This is a genomic window from Coprobacillus sp. AF33-1AC (assembly GCF_003475785.1).
In the GTDB taxonomy this organism is placed as follows: Bacteria; Bacillota_I; Bacilli_A; order Erysipelotrichales; family Coprobacillaceae; genus Faecalibacillus.
Window position 1 is genome coordinate 1 of record NZ_QRQB01000021.1, and the last position, 17,379, is coordinate 17,379.

Consider the following 17,379-nt stretch of genomic DNA (forward strand, 5'->3'; position numbering starts at 1 on the left):
GTTTCTTGACCTAACATACCATAGCTAAAAGGAATTCTTTCATCTTTAATACGGGCATTTAATAAACCAACTCTAAATTGAGTTGTAACGAAATCAGCGTCTTTTAAAGCTTCTCTACGATCTAATGTTAAATGAACCTTAACATCATAAGGGGAAGCATCCCACATACGTTGAGCCATTTTACCAACGATTTCTAATTTTTCTTTACCATCTTCAATATCAACTAACCAGATTTCTTTGATAGGAAGTTCATCATATCTTTTGATAAATCCTTCCATTAATTCAGGTGTATAACTGCTTCCGCCACCAATTGTTACAATTTTTACAGGTTTTTTATTCATTTATCTTTCCTCCTTTATTCACTCAAATATTTTAGTAAGTGACAGGATAAAAGACAATAAAATGGAAAAATCAGAGACTTTTTTTCATGAAATATAGAAAAATAATGAAACATTTTGAAACTATTCATCAAGATTACGATCATCTGTATAACGAATATATTCTTTTAAGTATTTATTATTTTTATCTAAATCCAAATGATAAACACACGCAAAAATAACATCTAACATATATTGTAATGCAATATGAGAAGCAAATTCTGACGTATGATCTCTTACATTCTCTTGATCAGACATACCTAAATGATAGGTTATATATTGAGGATAGAAGTTATTACCAATTTTACTTATAAGAATGATAGGTGTTTTTCTTTTGGATAAGATTTCAATGATAGTTGGAATATAGGTTGCTTTTCCTGAATAGGAAATAATAATAGCGACATGTTTTTCGTTAGATGCTAAGGCAATATAATTCATATGCTCACTTTGAGGACAATTGACAATACGTCCTATAGAAAGCATTTTATCTTGAAAATTATAAGCTACATGACTATTATGTGAACTGGTATAAATATCAATTAATTGAGCTTGATGTAATAATTTAGAAATCTTGTATAATTCATTTTGATCAATGACTTCAAAAGTATCTTTAATAGCGAGTTCATAGATTTGTGTTAACTTTAAAGAAATATCTTTAGTGGTATCGTTGATTTTAAAAGGATAATTGACGTCAACTTGTTCATGTTTGAATGAATGATGTTGATTTTTAGCGAGCGCCACTTTTAAATCATTGAAGCCGTTTAAATTGATTTTCTTACAAAAACGATGAATAGTAGATTTAGATGTAAAGATTTCTTTAGAGAAATCTTCGATAGTCATATTTAATATCATATCTTTATGATTTAAAATATAATGACTGATTTGTATTTCAATCGGGGTAAAGTTTTTACATAGTTGGATTCTTTTTTCAATATTCATAATAACCTCCTATTAAAATGATTGGATAAATGCCTTTAATGTATCCGATATATCCTCATTTTTTCTAGTAATAAAAGTGACACCAGTATAAAGACTTTGATCTTCTAAGACAACATGATATAAAGTATCATCATATTTATATAATAGGCTACTACTAGGGACAATCGCAACCCCAATACCAGTAGTGGCCCATATCAATGAAGTACGACTATCATCACAAGTCACTTGTAACTTTAAGGGAATCTGTTGATTTAAACAATAGTCGTTAATCAAAGGAAAATAACGCTGATGAATGATGAGAGGGATATTTTTAAAGTCTTTAAGGGTAGATTTAGGTGTTTCAAAGTATTTTCTTTGTCCAATCGCAACCATAGGTTCAAAATGCAATGACGAAGAATTAACTAAAGATGTATCAAAGGGCGTTCTAACAATGCCTAAATCAATATTATGTGATAACAAGAGATCAAGTATTTCATAAGTGGTTCCCTCATGAAGGTGATACTGGATATGAGGGTGTTGACAAATAAAGGTTTTTACTGTGGGTTGATTAATCAACCCACTATTAGAAGAAGTAATACCTATTCTTAAAATATCTTGATAAGATTGTTTGAGTTCATTTTTTGTTGTTTCAGTTAAATCTAGAATTTGTAGGCATCTTTTATAGAAGCGTTGCCCAGCATCGGTTAATTCAATTTGCCTTTTTCCTCTTTTTAATAAAGTAACTTGAAGTTCTTCTTCTAACTGTTTAAGTTGCATAGAAAGTGGTGGTTGAGCAATATGAAGAACTTTGGCTGCTTTTGAAATCGTGCCCTGCTCTACAATTGTTTTAAAATATTTCATTTGTCTAATATCCATAAATTTTCTCCATAATAAGTATAGATGTATTTATATATATAATTTATATAATAATCATACTTTATATATATTTTACATATATAGATTTTAACATATAATAGATGCGAGGTGAAGAAAGTGAAATTATTGAAGTATGTAAAGGAATATAAATATTCGGCTTCTTTAGGTTTTATTTTTAAGATTTTTGAAGCTGCTTTAGAATTGTGTGTTCCTGTTGTGATGGCTTCGGTTATTGATAAGGGAATTGGTCATCATAATACTAACTATATTTTAAAGTGTGGACTGGTTTTAATTGGTCTGGCGTTATGTGGTTATTTATTTGCGTTAGTATGTCAATGGTATGCATCAAAGACATCACAAAGTGTAGGAACAGCATTAAGAAAAGATATGTATCATCAAATTAATCAATATGATGATGCAGCCTTGGATCGTTTAACAGCACCATCATTAGTAACAAGATTAATTAATGATGTTGTTCAAATCCAATTGGCTGTAGCACTGACCATCCGTCTTACATCAAGAGCCCCATTTTTAATGATTGGTTCATTATTTATGGCATTTATGATTAGTGGGTCTTTATCGATGATTTTTGTTGTAGGAGCCATTATTCTTGCGGTATCGATGTTATCAATTACGGTTTTATCTATGCCTTATTTTGCTAGAATTCAAAAACTATTAGATAAAATAGCCTTGATAGCAAGAGAAAACTTAAAAGGGGTCCGGGTTATTCGTGCTTTTTCTAATCAAGAGTATGAAACCAATAGATTCCATCAGGAAACGAAAAATCAAAAAGATGAACAAGTTAAAGTAGGTAAAATTCAAGCTATGTTAAATCCTTTTACTTACTTAATTGTTAATTTTGCGATTATCATTATTATCTATGCCAGTGGTTTTCAAATTAATGTAGGAACTTTAACTCAAGGTGAAGTCATTGCCTTAGTAAACTACATGAATAGTATTTTACAAGCACTTATTGTTTTTGCGAATGTTTTATCAACTTATAATAAAGCTACAGCAAGTTATGAAAGAATCTTTGAAGTCTTAGAAACGAAGTCCCAAGTACAAGATGAAGGTATCTATGAAACAATGGTTTTACAAGACAAGATGATTGAATTTGATGATGTGAGCTTTGGTTATACCAATAAAGATGTGCTACATCATTTAAATTTCACTATTAAAAAAGGTGAAACCGTAGGTATTATAGGAGGAACGGGAGCCGGTAAATCAACTTTAGTTTCTCTAATTGGAAGAAATTATGATGTCACTTCAGGACAAATCAAGATTGCCGGAAGACGTATTCAAGATTATAAACTGGCAACCCTTAGAAAACATATAAGTTATGTCTTACAAAATACAGCTTTAATATCAGGAACAATAAAAGAAAACTTATGTATGTCATTACCTTATCAAGAAGGGGTCGTTAATCAAGCATTAGAAGTTTCTCAAGCTAAAGAGTTTGTGAGTTTACTTCCTCAAGGATTAGAAAGTCCTGTTGTTCAAGGTGGAAAGAATTTTTCTGGAGGACAAAGACAACGTTTAACTATTGCTAGAGCATTAGTTAAACAAGGGGATATTTTAGTATTAGATGATTGTTCAAGTGCTTTAGATTATGCAACAGATGCTGCGTTACAAAAACAATTACAACAATTAAAAGACGTAACAAAAATAGTGATTTCTCAAAGAACATCTTCATTAAAAAGATGTGATCGTATTATGGTTTTATATCACGGTGAAATTGTAGGTTTTGATAGTCATGATCAATTATTAAAAGATTGTGTTGTTTATAAAGAAATCTATGAATCACAAAATAGTAAGGATGGTGATTATCATGGATAGTCAAACAATTAAAAGATTACTTACTTATTGTAAACCTTATCAAGATAAGATTATTGCATTAGCGATTTTATCTATTATATCAGTCGTATTTACATTACTTACACCTGTTTTATTAGGACAAGCTATTGATTTATTAGTAGGTGTGCATCAAGTTCAATTTCATGCATTATTACATAAGTTAATGATTGTAGGTGGCGTTGTTTTGATTGTTTCTTTTATTCAATGGATTATGGGACAAATCACCAATAGTATTACTTATAATATTACTAATGATTTAAGAAATAGAGTTTTTTCTAAGATTCAAGTTTTACCTCTTAAATATATTGATAGTACAAGTCATGGAGATATTTTAGGAAGATTAATTAATGATATTGATTTAATTGGGCAAGGTTTATTACAAAGCTTTACTTCTTTACTTACTGGTATTGCAACGATTGTTGGAACAATTTTAATTATGGCGTGGATTCATTTTTCAGTCGCTGTCATTGTTGTTGTATTAACACCATTATCATTATTAGTTGCTTCATTGATTGTCAAAAGAACACATTCTTATTTTCAAGAACAGTTAGCGATTCGTGGAGAGATGAATGGTTTTTGTGAAGAAATGATTGGTAATCAAAAGATTGTGAATCTATTTGATTACCAAATAGAAAATGAAGAGAAGTTTAATGAAATTAATGAGCGAATGCATAAAAGCGGGGTTATTTCTCAATTTTATGGAGCCTTGATTAATCCAACAACGCGTTTAGTTAACAGTATTGTTTATGCGGCAGTAGGAATTTATGGTGCCTTTCAAGTATTAAATGGTGCTTTTAGCGTAGGGATTCTTTCAAGTTTTCTAACTTATGCCAATCAGTATACAAAGCCATTTAATGAAATTTCTTCAGTGATGTCAGAAATGCAAACAGCCTTAGCTGCTAGTCAAAGAGTTTTTGCTTTATTAGATGAAGAAGAAATTACTGAATTAAGTGAATCAAAAATAGTAGAAAACAAAAAAGGACGTATCAATATAGAACATTTAGCTTTTAGTTACGATCCTGCCAAACCATTAATTGAAGATTTTAATTATGAAGCTAAACCAGGTACGATGAATGCTATTGTAGGAAAAACAGGATGTGGAAAGACGACACTTATTAATTTATTAATGAGATTTTATGATCCTCAAGCTGGACATATCACAATTGATGGTGTAGATATTTTAGATATGAATCGTGATGATTTAAGAAAAATGTATGGTATGGTTTTACAAGATAGCTGGTTATTTAAAGGAACTGTAAAAGAAAATATTGCTTATGGTAAACCAGAAGCAACAGATCAAGAAATTATTGAAGCAGCTAAAAAAGCACGAGTTCATAAATATATTATGTCTTTACCAGATGGGTATGATACTTTAGTAGAAGAAGATGGAGGAAACATGTCGCAAGGACAAATGCAATTAATTTGTATTGCACGTATTATGTTAACTCATCCACCAATGCTCATTTTAGATGAAGCAACAAGTTCAATTGATACTCGTACAGAATTACAAATTCAAAAAGCATTTGATGAAATGATGAAAGGACGTACGACTTTTATTGTTGCACACCGTTTATCAACGATTAAAAATGCTGACCAAATTATTGTGATGGATCAAGGACATATTTTAGAGGTCGGTAATCATGAAGAATTGCTCGCTAAAAAAGGTTTTTATCATCAATTATATTACAGTCAATTTGAAATAGAATAATAAAGAAAAAGACTATAACAACGAAATGTTATAGTCTTTTTATATAACGATTCTTAAAATAAAATGATGATTTTTTGTAAAAAATTGATAATGACCATGCAACTTTTCTACAGTATAAACAATACTTTGACTACCAATACCGTGATCTTTTTCTTTAGAAACAGGAATACCATCTATAAATTCAGGTTCAATCGCATAAGTATTTTCAATAGAAATCAATAACTTACCACATTTTTCATCAATACTTAGTTCAATTAAACGATGCTCTTTTAATAATAATACAGCCTTCAATGCATTTTCTAGACCATTAGAAAGAATAGAAGTTAAATCAATATCACTTATATTTAATTGTTGAGGTACATTCAATGAATAATGAAAATCAACTTGTTCTTCAATCATTCTTTCTTCATAGGAAGCAATAATCATATTAATGGTATTATTTAAACAATATTGTTTTCTTACAGTTTGGTCAATTGAATCAAATAATGTCTGAATATAGTGAATAGCATGTTCATTTTGATTGTTTTCTAAATCGTTTAAGATATGATTGAGAAAATGACGCATATCATGTCTAATCATAATGATTCTTTTTTCATTTTCTTCCATTAATTTCATTTCTTTTTCTGCTTGAGTTTGTTGTATATGAATGAGTTTATTATAGGTTTCTATTTTTTGTTTTTCTTCATACTGTTTAAAATAAACGGTGCAGAAAATGAAATAACAAATACATAAAAGAAAAGGAATGAATTCAACAGTAATCTTATTACCAAGATAAAGCAGATGGGTATAAACAGTTGCTATATAATCAAATATATAATAGAAAACAGGGATAATACTAAAAGAAAATAATTCATTATTTTGTTTCTTTAATAATTGTGATATAGAAGCAGATACATATTTCATAATAATAAAAAATGAAATAATTAAAGAAAGTGAATAAGTGATATGATTGATATTTGGAATAAAACTATTAATAAAAATAGAAGTCCAGTTACTTATTTGACAACATAAATAAGCACTTGTAATCGCAATTAAAGAAGGAAAAATACGTCTTTTTAAATAAAAAATGAAAAATAAACATAAAGGAAGATGTGTAATAAGAGGATAGAGCGAAATAACTAAAGAGAGTCCTTTAATGAAATAGAAGATGCCCTGTAATCCTAAATCAATTAAAAAGAAACTCATTAACACCATAATATTTTTTTTATTCATTTTTACATCAATAAACAAACTGGAAACAAAAATACCAAACAACAATGTTAAAGAATAACGAATTATTTCTAATAAAGTATTAATCATCATCAGGGTTTCCTTTCTTAAACATATAATCAAAATATACATCTTTAAAGTTCTTTGCATAATTCCTTGAAATAGGAATTATCTTTTGAGATTTAACTTGAATTTCAGTTGAATTAAAATGATCAATAGCTGGCATATAAACAAGATAACTACGATGACATTTATAAAAACCATCATTTAATAATAGTCTTTCACTACAATGAATAAAGGTATCTAATACTTCAATACAATATCCATTATTTAAGTAAAATAAGACTTTTTTATTTTGAGCTTCAATACATTCAATAGTATGATAATAAATCTTTTGGAATCCTTCATCTGTTTTAACAATAATAAATTGCGGTTCATGATGAATGGATTGGCTACATTCATTTAAAAGGGTACATAATTTATTATAGTTTGTAGGTTTTACGAGATAGCCGCTTGCTTTGACATCGTATGACTCTACAGCAAATTCTATCGAAGAGGTTAAAAAAATAATTTTAACAGCCTGATCATGCTTTCTAATTTCATGGGCTGTTTCCATCCCGTTTAATAAAGGCATCATAATATCTAAAAAAATCACATCAATATGACTCTTTTGATAACTATTGATCAAAGCATCACCATGATTAAATAAATAGATAGATATTTTTTCATGATTTTGTTGTGCCCATGCTTCAATCATTTCCTTTACTTTATTCATATATAAAATATCATCATCACAAATTGCTATATTCATTACTATCACCTAATTCTATTTTATCAAAATATAATTCTCTCTTATATACATTTCACACCCTAAAAACGACATTTCGCGCCTGTAACGTAAAAAAAGGGGTTAAAAAAGTAAAATATAAATGTAAGGAGGGAGTTTTCAATTATAAAGAGGATTGAGTAAACAAGATAGAGGGAAGGAGAAAAGAGATGAAAAAGGTATTATCAATTTTAGTTGTTTTAATGATGTTGATAGGCGTAACACCAACAAAAATATACGCTGAAGATTTTGAACAAATGGGGAATAAAGCGATGAATTCCTATGACAAAGTAGAAAGTACATTAGCGAATGTTGCTGAAGTAAGTCAAGATGCACAAAATCATATTAATATCAAACTTACAAAAAACATTAAAGGACGTTTAAATTTTAAAATCAAGGGAGCTTATATCGTTTTTGACGCTAATGGAAAGACTATTGATGGAAGTAACTGTTTAGAAGCAATTTGCTTAGAACATAATATGGGTATTACTCTTATTTTAAAAGGAAATGGAACCTATATTCGAGGGTCTAACTATTCAGTATTTGCTGGATCAGGATCGCAAGAGAATAATAATGAGAATGTAATTTATATTCAAAGTGCCACTTTAAAAGGAAATCCTGGAGTAAACGGAAATGGGAAAATTATAGTTCAACCAACAGACGGAAATGAATGTATGGTAACAAAAGATGGAGAAAACTATTTTTCTCAATCTATATGGTCAGAAGAACCATTTAAAAATGAAGATTTACATCACACAGGAACGGCTGCAGATCATGTTTTTGTTATTAAACAAGTTAAGCATACACATGTAATGGATCAAGAAGTTGAAAAAAGTGAATATTTAAAACAAATGGCAACATGTGTTACACCTGGTATTTATTATAAAAGTTGTGTTTGTGGATATAGTACGAAATCAGATGCTGCTGTTTTTTATACAAACGCATTAGGACATGGATATACAAAGAAAATTTACTCTGCTTTTTTAAGAAGTAAAGCTAGCAATTGTCAAGAACACGATACATACTGGTATGTATGTACACGTTGTGGTAAAACATCAACTGTAGATTTCTTTGAAGACACACAAAGCAGTGGCAGCCATCAATATGCTAGTGAACTAAAAGCGAGTCCAACACATCATTATTATGCTTGTACAGTAGAAGGATGCGCAAGTGTAAATAATATGGAAAAACATACAGCAAGTAAGTGGATTATTGATGAAGAGGCTACTACTTCAAAAGAAGGATTGAAACATCAAGAATGTACAGTTTGTCATTATGTTATGCAAACAAGTACGATTGCTAAGCTAAATCCAGAAGTCAAACCGACAATGACAACAGAAAATAAGACGGAAACAAAAAAACAAGAAACAAAAGATAATCAAACTGTTAAAACAGGAGATCCTACAAATATTCTTGAAGCGATGGTTTTATTAGTTTGTAGTGTTATAGCTATCGTTATCATAAAAAAACGTAGTGAAAGAAAAGAATAAAAAAAACAGATGGTCATTTTAAATCGACCATCTGTTTTTATCTTGTTCTTTGTAATGCTTTTTTCATCTTAGATTCATCCATAAATCTAAGTGATGTAGAATATGATTTTTGTCCGTAACTAAAACTTAAAGTTGTAGGTTTAGGATAGTTCACTCTTTTTATTTTACGATAATCTAATTGAATCTTACCAATTAACATATCACGTCTACCAATAAAGATGACTTGTTGGAATAAATATCCACTCACTAACGATACGATTGCAATAATATTAAGTGGTAATGAGGCATCATTATACTTATTATTCATAGCTGATATAATCATAAAATAAAGACATCCTACAAAACAAGCTACATAAATAATAAGTAATCCAACATAAAATATTTTTCCTACAGTAGATAAAGCACATTCTAAAGTTTTATCTTTTTTCAAACAACGAATAATAGTAACAAATAAATTTATATTAGTATATGTAATCCAAAGGAATACAAGAAATACTAAAATTGGTAATATAACTAAAAGACCTTCCATGATTTGACTCCTTTTCTTGCATATACATATTATACAAGAAATTTATTAAATAGTATAGTCTTAATAATTTCTTGTAAAAAGTAAGAATAATAGAAAAGTAGAAGATGAGTGATTTATATAGAACATGTTTTTAATTAATAAAAGAGATAGATATGTAAAACTGTATATCTGTCTCTTTTAGTGATGTCTAGCATAGTATTCATCATAAGTTAGTTTTGATTGTGTGACTTTTTTGGCTAAATCTTTACCTAAATAACGAAGATGCCAACTTTCATAAAGATAACCAGTTAGCTTGTCCTTTTGATCTGGATAACGAATAATGAACCCATAATCAGCAAGTTTAGATACAAACCATTGGTATTGAGGATGTTTGATAACATCATCTAGTTTATATTGGTCAAGACCGATATCCATTGATAGACCGGTTGTATGTTCGCTATGACCAGGACGTGAACATGTTTCATCAGCTTTAGCTTGATTGTAAGTATTAGCCATATGATTATAGATTTCATCTTGCCATTTAGTAGAACGATAACCAGAAGCAACATAGAGTTCAAAGCCTTTTTCTTGACAAGCTTTTCTTAAAGCTTGAAAGTCATCATAAACACATTTTCTAACAAGATGACTGCGATAAGGATATCCATAACTACCGGGAGTTGCCTGATCATTGATTTCCACCAAATCATCAGGAGCATAACTTGGATCTAATTGATAATATTTATTAACAATCGTATCTAGGTCGTTAGGATGATCTTGACGAATGATTTTTCCATAAAAATCATAATCAAGATTCATATTCACATATGTAATAACATCTTCATGACTATATTCAGGATGTTGTTTTTGATATTCTTGATAACGCTGAGCATTTTCTTTTTTATAATAAGAGAGTTCTTTTTTTGTTTGTTTTTTAACTTTTACAGTTTGCTTTTTTGGTGTTGTACTAGAACTTTGACGAGGATAGAAAATAAATCCTAGAATCAAAGCTAATATGATCACACCTAATACAATGACTCTTTTTTTTAAATGTCTTTTTTTCATACTAACCTCACATATTTATTTTAACACCATCGGGTACAATACTTTTAATTTTTTCTTGGAATTGTTGTAAACATGATGGGTCATTTTTTAATATATCATGTTGTAATAATAAATCATTATTGTAATTTTTTAAAGGATAAATTGTAACTACATTAGCATTATAATGATTAATTAATGGCGTATAAGTGACATTTTCAATAGAATAGGTATTATTATCTTTAATAAAGTCTAATGATAGCATACCTTCTAATTGATTATCTACATTGTCCATAGTGCTCACAAAATTACCTAATGAATAAACAACAAGTGTTTGATGTCCATTGTGTTCTAACCAGTTAACAGGTTGGACAATGTGACTATGATTACCGACAACTAAATCTACATCTAAATCTGCAAAGAATTGAGCATATTCAATTTGACTTTCACCTAATTCGCTTGAGTTTTCTTTACCAAAATGTGCAGAAACAATAACAAAATCACTTTCTTGTTTAGCTTTAGCGACATCTTGTTTGATTTTTTCTTTATCTAAAGTTCCAATAAAATAAGGATAATTTTGGACATCTTTTAAATATTGACGATAACGTGCTTTAGGCTCTTGATTTACGCCAAAAGTATAAGCAAGAAAACTAAATTTGATACCATTTTTTTCAATCGTACGAATATGATCACGATCTTCTTGACTATCATATAATCCAGCAAAGAGAACATTGGGTTTTGTACGCCATAATTTACAAGTATTAAAAACAGCATTGAGTCCTTGATCATAAGAATGATTTGTTGCGCCATTTACAAGATTAAATCCTGTATCAATTAAATCATCAGCTAATTGACTAGGTGAATTAAAATCAGGATATCCTTGAATACCTAATTCATCACCACCAATAATCGTTTCTTGATTAACATAAGCTAAATCTTTTTTACTAATATAAGGTTTTACATGTTGATAAACAGGTTTAAAGTTATATGTATTATTTGAACTTTGACTTTTGGCATAGTTAAAAACTCTTTCATGAATCAAATTATCTCCTACCGCAACAAAAGATACTTTTTGTTGTGTTGTTTTTTCTGTTGTTTTTTTTGCTTTTGGTTTTGGTGCTTGTTTTGTAGAAGCAAAAGGATGTAAAAATAAAAATACAAGTGAGAAAACAACAATTATCGCAATCATAGATATACCTAGATGTTTTAAATTTAGTTTTCTTTTTTTCATTATCTCACCTCAAAACTTTATTAATTGATATATTTATATTATTATAATTTTAGTAATTTTTAAACATTAAGAGGTAATAAAATGAAAAAACTAGAAACAGTACAACATCATATCGTTCAATATCAAGAATCGGATTTTAAAGGACAATTTCGTCAAGCTACATTATTTAGTCTTTTTGCCGATTTAGCTACGCAAAACGCAATTGAAGTAGGCATATGGCATGACGATTTAGAAAATCATTGCGGATGGGTGCTTTCTAAACGGACAATGGTTTTTAATCGTCCAATAAAGGCTGGTGAGCATATTGATTTGGTAACTTGTGTTAAAGGGGGATCACGGGTTCAATTTTCTCGTACTTATGAAATAAGACAAGAAGAAAAGATATTGGGTGGTGGTTTTTCACTGTGGACTCTTATTGATTTAAAAAGTAGAAAAATTGTAAGACCTCAAGACGTGGGAATTACTATACCAAAAGTAGAAGATTATCCTTGTATTGTTGATCGTTATCATAAAATAAGAAAAGATATTGAATTAGAATATATAAAAACAAGAGAAGTTGTTTATAGTGATGTAGATATTAATCAGCATATGAATAATTATCGTTATGTAGAATGGGCTTTAGACTTAATTCCATTTGAGATATATCGTCAATATGATATTAAGGAAATGAGTGTTCACTATATTCAAGAAATTTTACCGGGAAGTCAGGTGCAACTTTATTTAGGAAAAGAGCATCAAGATATAAAAATTGTTTTTAAAGTGGCAGATAAAACGTGTTTTGAAATGGCTGTAATCTTACAAGATAGGGGATGATAAGATGTTATTACAGTGCCCTAAAATAAAAGATGACAAACTTTATTATGGGGGAAGTCAAGATTGGTTTCATGATAAATGGGCTCAAATGGCAGGATGTGCCAGTGTTTGTGCAACCAATGTTTATGTTTATTATTTAAATCAACAAAAGGTCTATACTAAAGAACAGTACCTTCATTTTCAAGAAAAACTCTACGCTTTGCTTACCCCTGGTAAAAGGGGATATCCTTATGTTTATCATTATGCAAGAAAAGTAGGAAACCTACTCCAACGGGATTACCAAATTATCAGAAATCCAGGTATTGAAAAAGGATATCATTTTATAAAAGAAGCTATTGATCATGGAAATCCTGTCAGTATGCTGGTTTTAACGCATCATTCAATAAGAATGAGAGATGATAAGTGGCATTGGATGACAATCTTTGGCTATGATCAAGATTCGATATATTATTCTAGTTATGGAAAAATGAAGAAAATAAAAACGCGAGTTTTACTTAAAAAACATCGCATTAATGTTGTGAAATTGGTTCGCTTTGTAAACAAAAATCAGGAGGCGTCTTTGTTTGTAAAGTAATGACTTGATTGGTTAGGGGATGAAAAAAACGAAGGTAGTAGGCATGTAAGGCAAGCCGTGGCATTTTTGGATATGGTTTTCCATATAGGGGATCTGATAAAATAGGATGATTTAAAGAAGCAAGATGAACTCTGATTTGATGTTTGCGTCCTGTTTCTAAAAAAGCAGATACTAATGAAATTTGCTTGTTTGATTTGATTTCTTTAAAATGAGTACATGCTGTTTTGCCTTGTTTGCTTACTATCATCTTTTGGTTATGATGTCGATCTCTTGCTATACCTTGATTAACGGTCATTTCTTTTCTTTGAAGATGTCCTTCTATTAAAGCATAATAACCTTTTTTAATAGTTTTATTTGCAATTTGATAATCAAGCAAAGGTTGTAATAGGGTACACTTACAAAACATGATCAAACCACTGGTATCACGGTCTAAACGATGAATAAAACGAACAGGATAATTTTGATTTGTTTTTTTATAGTAGTTAGCGACAACATTAACCAGTGTATGCTGACCTTGTTTACCTTCGGGATGAATAATCATCCCAGGTTCTTTATTAATGACTAATAAAAATTCATCTTCATAAACAATATCTAAAGGATGATCAAAACATTCAAAATCAATACCTTTTTCAAAAGTTTTGATTTGTAGTAGATCTCCTTTTTTTAATACTTGATTGTAATCAACAAATTGATGATTGTATAAATATTCTTTGTTTTGTCTTAATAAATGAATTGTTTTTTTAGAAAGATGCATGGAATGAAAATACTCAAGGATAGTTTGTCCTTGAGTTGTTTTATCAATTTCAATGATAAGTTGATCATTGATGACTTTATACTTCATAAATTGTTATTTTGACATCAATTGTGATATCAAGTCCTTGTAAAGTATCTAATACGTGACGTCTTTCTTTTTTTATGTGGTAATAGTGAGGCGTCATTTTTAATAAATTTAAAGCATCTTCCCTGCTGGTAATGGCTACTTTTTTAACTAAGTCAAAACTTTCTACTTTAGGAAAATCTAGACGAATATATTTATCACTCTTTACTTTGATTTCATCATAAATTAATTCTTTAATTTCAATTAAATGACGAGGATTAGCTGTAACATGAATCACATAGCCTCCTTTTTTAAGAACTCTTTTTAATTCATCTTGATTAACAACAGTAAAAAGAGCACTGACAAAATCTAAAGAATGATCAAGAATAGGAATATTTTTAGAATTCCCCACAATCCAAGTAACATCTTTACGATATTTACTTGCCATATTAATAGCTTCTTTAGAAATATCTAAGCCATAAATATCACTATCAATAAAATGTTGCTTAATTCTTTGGGTATAATACCCTTCTCCGCATCCTAAATCTAAAATACTAGGATTGTCTTCTTTTTTGTAACGATCAATACAATCAATCACTTGATCACAAATGATATTATAATAGCCTTGATTTAAAAAGGCTTTTCTGGAAACTAAGGATTCTTTACTGTCTCCAGGGTTATTGGTTGATTTATCAGGGTTAAGTAATAAGTTAATATATTTGCTTTTCGCTATGTCATAACAATGTCCTTCTTGACAACGAAAACTACGCTGATCTAAAACAAGTGGTTGATGACATTTAGGACAAGCTAATTTGTTCATGGTATCACCTCTTTGCCATTATAACATAAAAGGATAAAAAACAAATATGAATTATGATATAATGAAACAAGCAAAGGAGCGTAGAATATGGGATTTTTTAAAAGGAAAGAAAAAGTGAATTTAGATGATAAATTTAAAAGTTTATATAAAGAAATTAATCAAATTACAGCCAATGCTGGAAATGAATTAGATTTTACGATTAAGTATTCACAATTAGTACTAGCAAGTGAAAAATATAATGATTTATTGAAATTAATTGATCAAGGGGCTAACTTTGATAAAAAACATTTTCAATCTTTAAAAGATAGCGTTGATCAAGAAGCAAGAAGAGTAAAGGGGCTTATTGATGAAGATTAAGAGTTATCAAAAAGATTTAGACTATACTTATACTTTAGGCGTTTTTGAAACAATTGAATTATTAAAAAATAAACCGGAGCTTGTTTTAAGAGTGTATGTTAAGTCTAATTCATATAAAAATAAAGGGATACCTTTAATTGAAAAATTATGTAAACAATATCAAATAGAAATGATAGAAAGTGATAAAACAATTCATAAATTATCTAAAAAAGATAATTGTTTTGCTCTAGCAATCGTAAAAAAATATGCTCAACAATTGGAAGATCAAAATCATGTCGTTCTTGTTAATCCCGGAGATATGGGAAATATGGGAACGATCATGCGTACGATGCTAGGCTTTCATTATACGAATTTAGCGATTATCAGACCGGGAGTAGATGTTTTTGATCCTCGTGTTGTGCGTGCTTCGATGGGAGCATTATTCCATTTAAATGTAGAATATTTTGATAGTTTTGAAGATTATTTGGAACGTTATCGTCATCATCATATTTATCCTTTAATGTTAAAGGGAGCAACGAATATACATAAGATTGAACCAGATCAACAATTACATTCTCTTGTTTTTGGTAATGAAAGTAGTGGTTTACCAGATGAATATTTAAATTATGGAAAAACAATATTTATTCCTCATAGTCATCAAATAGATTCTTTGAATTTATCAATGGCTTTAGGAATTACATTAGCTCATTTTTCAAGTTTGGAATTTAAAGATATGGAGGTATTAGGTGATGAGTGAGATGTTTGATTTTGATCAAGTTATTGATCGTAAAAATACGAACTGTGCTAAGTGGGATGGTATGAAAAGAAAAAATGTCAATCCTGACGTGATTTCGATGTGGGTCGCTGATATGGATTTTAAAGCACCACAAAGAGTATTAGATGTATTAAAAGAACGTATAGATCATGGTGTTTTTGGTTATTCTTTTGTTGGGGATGATTATTTAGATGCGATTGTCAGCTGGATGCATCGTCGTCACCAATTTGATATTGATAAGCAATGGATCGTACCGACACCTGGTGTTGTTACGGCATTAAAATTAGCGGTCAATACATTAACTCAAAAGGGTGATGGTATTATTATTCATAAACCAGTTTATTATCCTTTTGATCGTTCTATTTTGGCTAATGAAAGACATGTTGTTGAAAATCCTTTGATTTTTAAAGATGGACAATATGAATGTGATTTTGAAGCTTTTGAAAAAGCTATTATTGAAAATAATGTCAAATTATTCATTTTATGTAATCCACATAATCCAATTGGTAAAGTGTGGAAAAAGGAAGAATTATATCAATTAGGAATGATTTGTAAAAAACATGGAGTTAAAGTTGTGGCTGATGAAATACATCAAGACTTTGTTTATGAAGATAATGAACATATTCCTTTTTATAATGTTGATCCATCATTTAAAGAATTTTCAATCATTTGTACTGCACCGAGTAAGTCATTTAATTTAGCAGGATTACAAACATCAAATATTATTATCGCTAATAAAGAAATAAGGGAAGCTTTTAAAGCAACGATGAATCGTGTAGGTGTAGATGAACCTGCCATTTTAGGATTATTAGCGTGCCAAACGGCTTATAATGAATGTGAGCTTTGGTTTGATGAAATGCTAGAATATGTTTATGATAACTTTACTTATTTAGATAAATTCCTAAAAGCAAACATGCCAGAAATTAAGTTAGTTCATCCTCAAGGTTTATATTTAGCGTGGGTTGATTTTAGAGCCTTAAATATGTCAGCTAAAGAATTAGAAGATTTTATGCAAAATAAGGCGGGTCTATGGCTAGATGAAGGGTATATCTTTGGTACTGGTGGTGAAGGCTTTGAACGTTTCAATCTAGCCACACCAAGAGCAACACTAGAAAAAGCTTGTCAAAGATTATTAAAGGCTTATCAAGAATTAAAATAATTTATCATAGTGATAAAAAACTATTGATTAAATAGAAAAAAGATGTATAC

At 29.4% G+C, this 17,379-nt stretch carries 17 protein-coding genes and 1 pseudogene; 8 read left to right on the plus strand and 10 right to left on the minus strand.

What is annotated here, in order from left to right; genetic code table 11:
* The 3 genes and pseudogenes from DWZ53_RS08105 to DWZ53_RS08115 form a co-directional block, all read right to left on the minus strand.
* Window positions 1-341 (minus strand): annotated as a pseudogene (locus tag DWZ53_RS08105) (6-phospho-beta-glucosidase); the annotation flags it as partial.
* A gap of 120 nt (window positions 342-461) precedes the next feature.
* Window positions 462-1,316, minus strand: a complete 855-nt coding sequence (locus tag DWZ53_RS08110) for a MurR/RpiR family transcriptional regulator (protein ID WP_118433339.1) — start codon at window positions 1,314-1,316, stop codon at window positions 462-464.
* 12 nt (window positions 1,317-1,328) lie between these two features.
* The gene (locus DWZ53_RS08115) at window positions 1,329-2,171 is read right to left on the minus strand and encodes a LysR family transcriptional regulator (protein ID WP_118433341.1); all 843 of its coding nucleotides are present in this window, start codon (window positions 2,169-2,171) and stop codon (window positions 1,329-1,331) included.
* Window positions 2,172-2,288: 117 nt separating this feature from the next.
* On the opposite strand from DWZ53_RS08115, the gene DWZ53_RS08120 reads away from it, so the two are divergent.
* Window positions 2,289-4,007, plus strand: a complete 1,719-nt coding sequence (locus tag DWZ53_RS08120) for an ABC transporter ATP-binding protein (protein WP_118433343.1) — start codon at window positions 2,289-2,291, stop codon at window positions 4,005-4,007.
* On the plus strand, window positions 4,000-5,733 hold the full coding sequence (locus DWZ53_RS08125) for an ABC transporter ATP-binding protein (RefSeq protein ID WP_118433345.1): 1,734 nt from the start codon (window positions 4,000-4,002) through the stop codon (window positions 5,731-5,733). The genes DWZ53_RS08120 and DWZ53_RS08125 overlap by 8 nt, the downstream gene beginning before the upstream one ends.
* Before the next feature lie 39 nt (window positions 5,734-5,772).
* On the opposite strand, the gene DWZ53_RS08130 is transcribed toward DWZ53_RS08125, so the two are convergent.
* Window positions 5,773-7,035 (minus strand): GHKL domain-containing protein, encoded by a 1,263-nt coding sequence (locus DWZ53_RS08130; protein ID WP_158568217.1) that lies wholly within the window; start codon window positions 7,033-7,035, stop codon window positions 5,773-5,775.
* Window positions 7,025-7,753 carry a LytTR family DNA-binding domain-containing protein gene (locus DWZ53_RS08135; protein WP_118433349.1) on the minus strand — a complete coding sequence of 243 codons (729 nt, stop codon included), beginning with the start codon at window positions 7,751-7,753 and terminating at the stop codon, window positions 7,025-7,027. Before DWZ53_RS08135 ends, DWZ53_RS08130 begins: the two co-directional genes overlap by 11 nt.
* Before the next feature lie 185 nt (window positions 7,754-7,938).
* Between DWZ53_RS08135 and DWZ53_RS08140 the strand changes: the two genes are divergently transcribed.
* Window positions 7,939-9,258, plus strand: a complete 1,320-nt coding sequence (locus tag DWZ53_RS08140) for a hypothetical protein (RefSeq protein WP_118433351.1) — start codon at window positions 7,939-7,941, stop codon at window positions 9,256-9,258.
* A gap of 37 nt (window positions 9,259-9,295) precedes the next feature.
* On the opposite strand, the gene DWZ53_RS08145 is transcribed toward DWZ53_RS08140, so the two are convergent.
* The 3 genes from DWZ53_RS08145 to DWZ53_RS08155 all read right to left on the minus strand — a co-directional run bounded on the left by DWZ53_RS08145 (window position 9,296) and on the right by DWZ53_RS08155 (window position 12,035).
* The gene (locus tag DWZ53_RS08145) at window positions 9,296-9,787 is read right to left on the minus strand and encodes a hypothetical protein (RefSeq protein ID WP_118433353.1); all 492 of its coding nucleotides are present in this window, start codon (window positions 9,785-9,787) and stop codon (window positions 9,296-9,298) included.
* A 177-nt stretch (window positions 9,788-9,964) separates the two neighbouring features.
* The gene (locus DWZ53_RS08150) at window positions 9,965-10,828 is read right to left on the minus strand and encodes a D-alanyl-D-alanine carboxypeptidase family protein (protein ID WP_118433355.1); all 864 of its coding nucleotides are present in this window, start codon (window positions 10,826-10,828) and stop codon (window positions 9,965-9,967) included.
* A 7-nt stretch (window positions 10,829-10,835) separates the two neighbouring features.
* A complete protein-coding gene (locus DWZ53_RS08155) occupies window positions 10,836-12,035 on the minus strand; it encodes a CapA family protein (protein WP_118433357.1) in 1,200 nt (399 codons plus the stop codon).
* Between the two features lie 81 nt (window positions 12,036-12,116).
* Here DWZ53_RS08155 and DWZ53_RS08160 point away from each other — a divergent pair, with 81 nt between their 5' ends.
* Both DWZ53_RS08160 and DWZ53_RS08165 read left to right on the plus strand, forming a co-directional pair.
* Window positions 12,117-12,848, plus strand: coding sequence for an acyl-[acyl-carrier-protein] thioesterase (locus DWZ53_RS08160; RefSeq protein ID WP_118433359.1), 732 nt, complete (start codon window positions 12,117-12,119; stop codon window positions 12,846-12,848).
* A gap of 4 nt (window positions 12,849-12,852) precedes the next feature.
* Window positions 12,853-13,422 carry a hypothetical protein gene (locus DWZ53_RS08165; RefSeq protein WP_118433361.1) on the plus strand — a complete coding sequence of 190 codons (570 nt, stop codon included), beginning with the start codon at window positions 12,853-12,855 and terminating at the stop codon, window positions 13,420-13,422.
* Here DWZ53_RS08165 and DWZ53_RS08170 read toward each other — a convergent pair.
* Entirely contained in the window at window positions 13,358-14,263 is a 906-nt protein-coding gene (locus DWZ53_RS08170; RefSeq protein WP_118433363.1) for an RluA family pseudouridine synthase, read from the minus strand. The genes DWZ53_RS08165 and DWZ53_RS08170 overlap by 65 nt on opposite strands.
* Window positions 14,253-15,059, minus strand: a complete 807-nt coding sequence (locus DWZ53_RS08175) for a methyltransferase domain-containing protein (RefSeq protein WP_118433365.1) — start codon at window positions 15,057-15,059, stop codon at window positions 14,253-14,255. The genes DWZ53_RS08170 and DWZ53_RS08175 overlap by 11 nt, the downstream gene beginning before the upstream one ends.
* Window positions 15,060-15,146: 87 nt before the next feature.
* Here DWZ53_RS08175 and DWZ53_RS08180 point away from each other — a divergent pair, with 87 nt between their 5' ends.
* From DWZ53_RS08180 to DWZ53_RS08190, 3 genes are read left to right on the plus strand one after another with little or no spacing between them, the layout of a single operon-like run.
* Window positions 15,147-15,416 (plus strand): hypothetical protein, encoded by a 270-nt coding sequence (locus DWZ53_RS08180; RefSeq protein ID WP_118433367.1) that lies wholly within the window; start codon window positions 15,147-15,149, stop codon window positions 15,414-15,416.
* Complete coding sequence (locus DWZ53_RS08185; RefSeq protein ID WP_118433369.1) at window positions 15,406-16,152, plus strand: TrmH family RNA methyltransferase; 747 nt, start codon at window positions 15,406-15,408, stop codon at window positions 16,150-16,152. The genes DWZ53_RS08180 and DWZ53_RS08185 overlap by 11 nt, the downstream gene beginning before the upstream one ends.
* The gene (locus DWZ53_RS08190) at window positions 16,145-17,329 is read left to right on the plus strand and encodes a MalY/PatB family protein (protein ID WP_233541865.1); all 1,185 of its coding nucleotides are present in this window, start codon (window positions 16,145-16,147) and stop codon (window positions 17,327-17,329) included. Before DWZ53_RS08185 ends, DWZ53_RS08190 begins: the two co-directional genes overlap by 8 nt.
* Window positions 17,330-17,379: the final 50 nt, after the last annotated feature.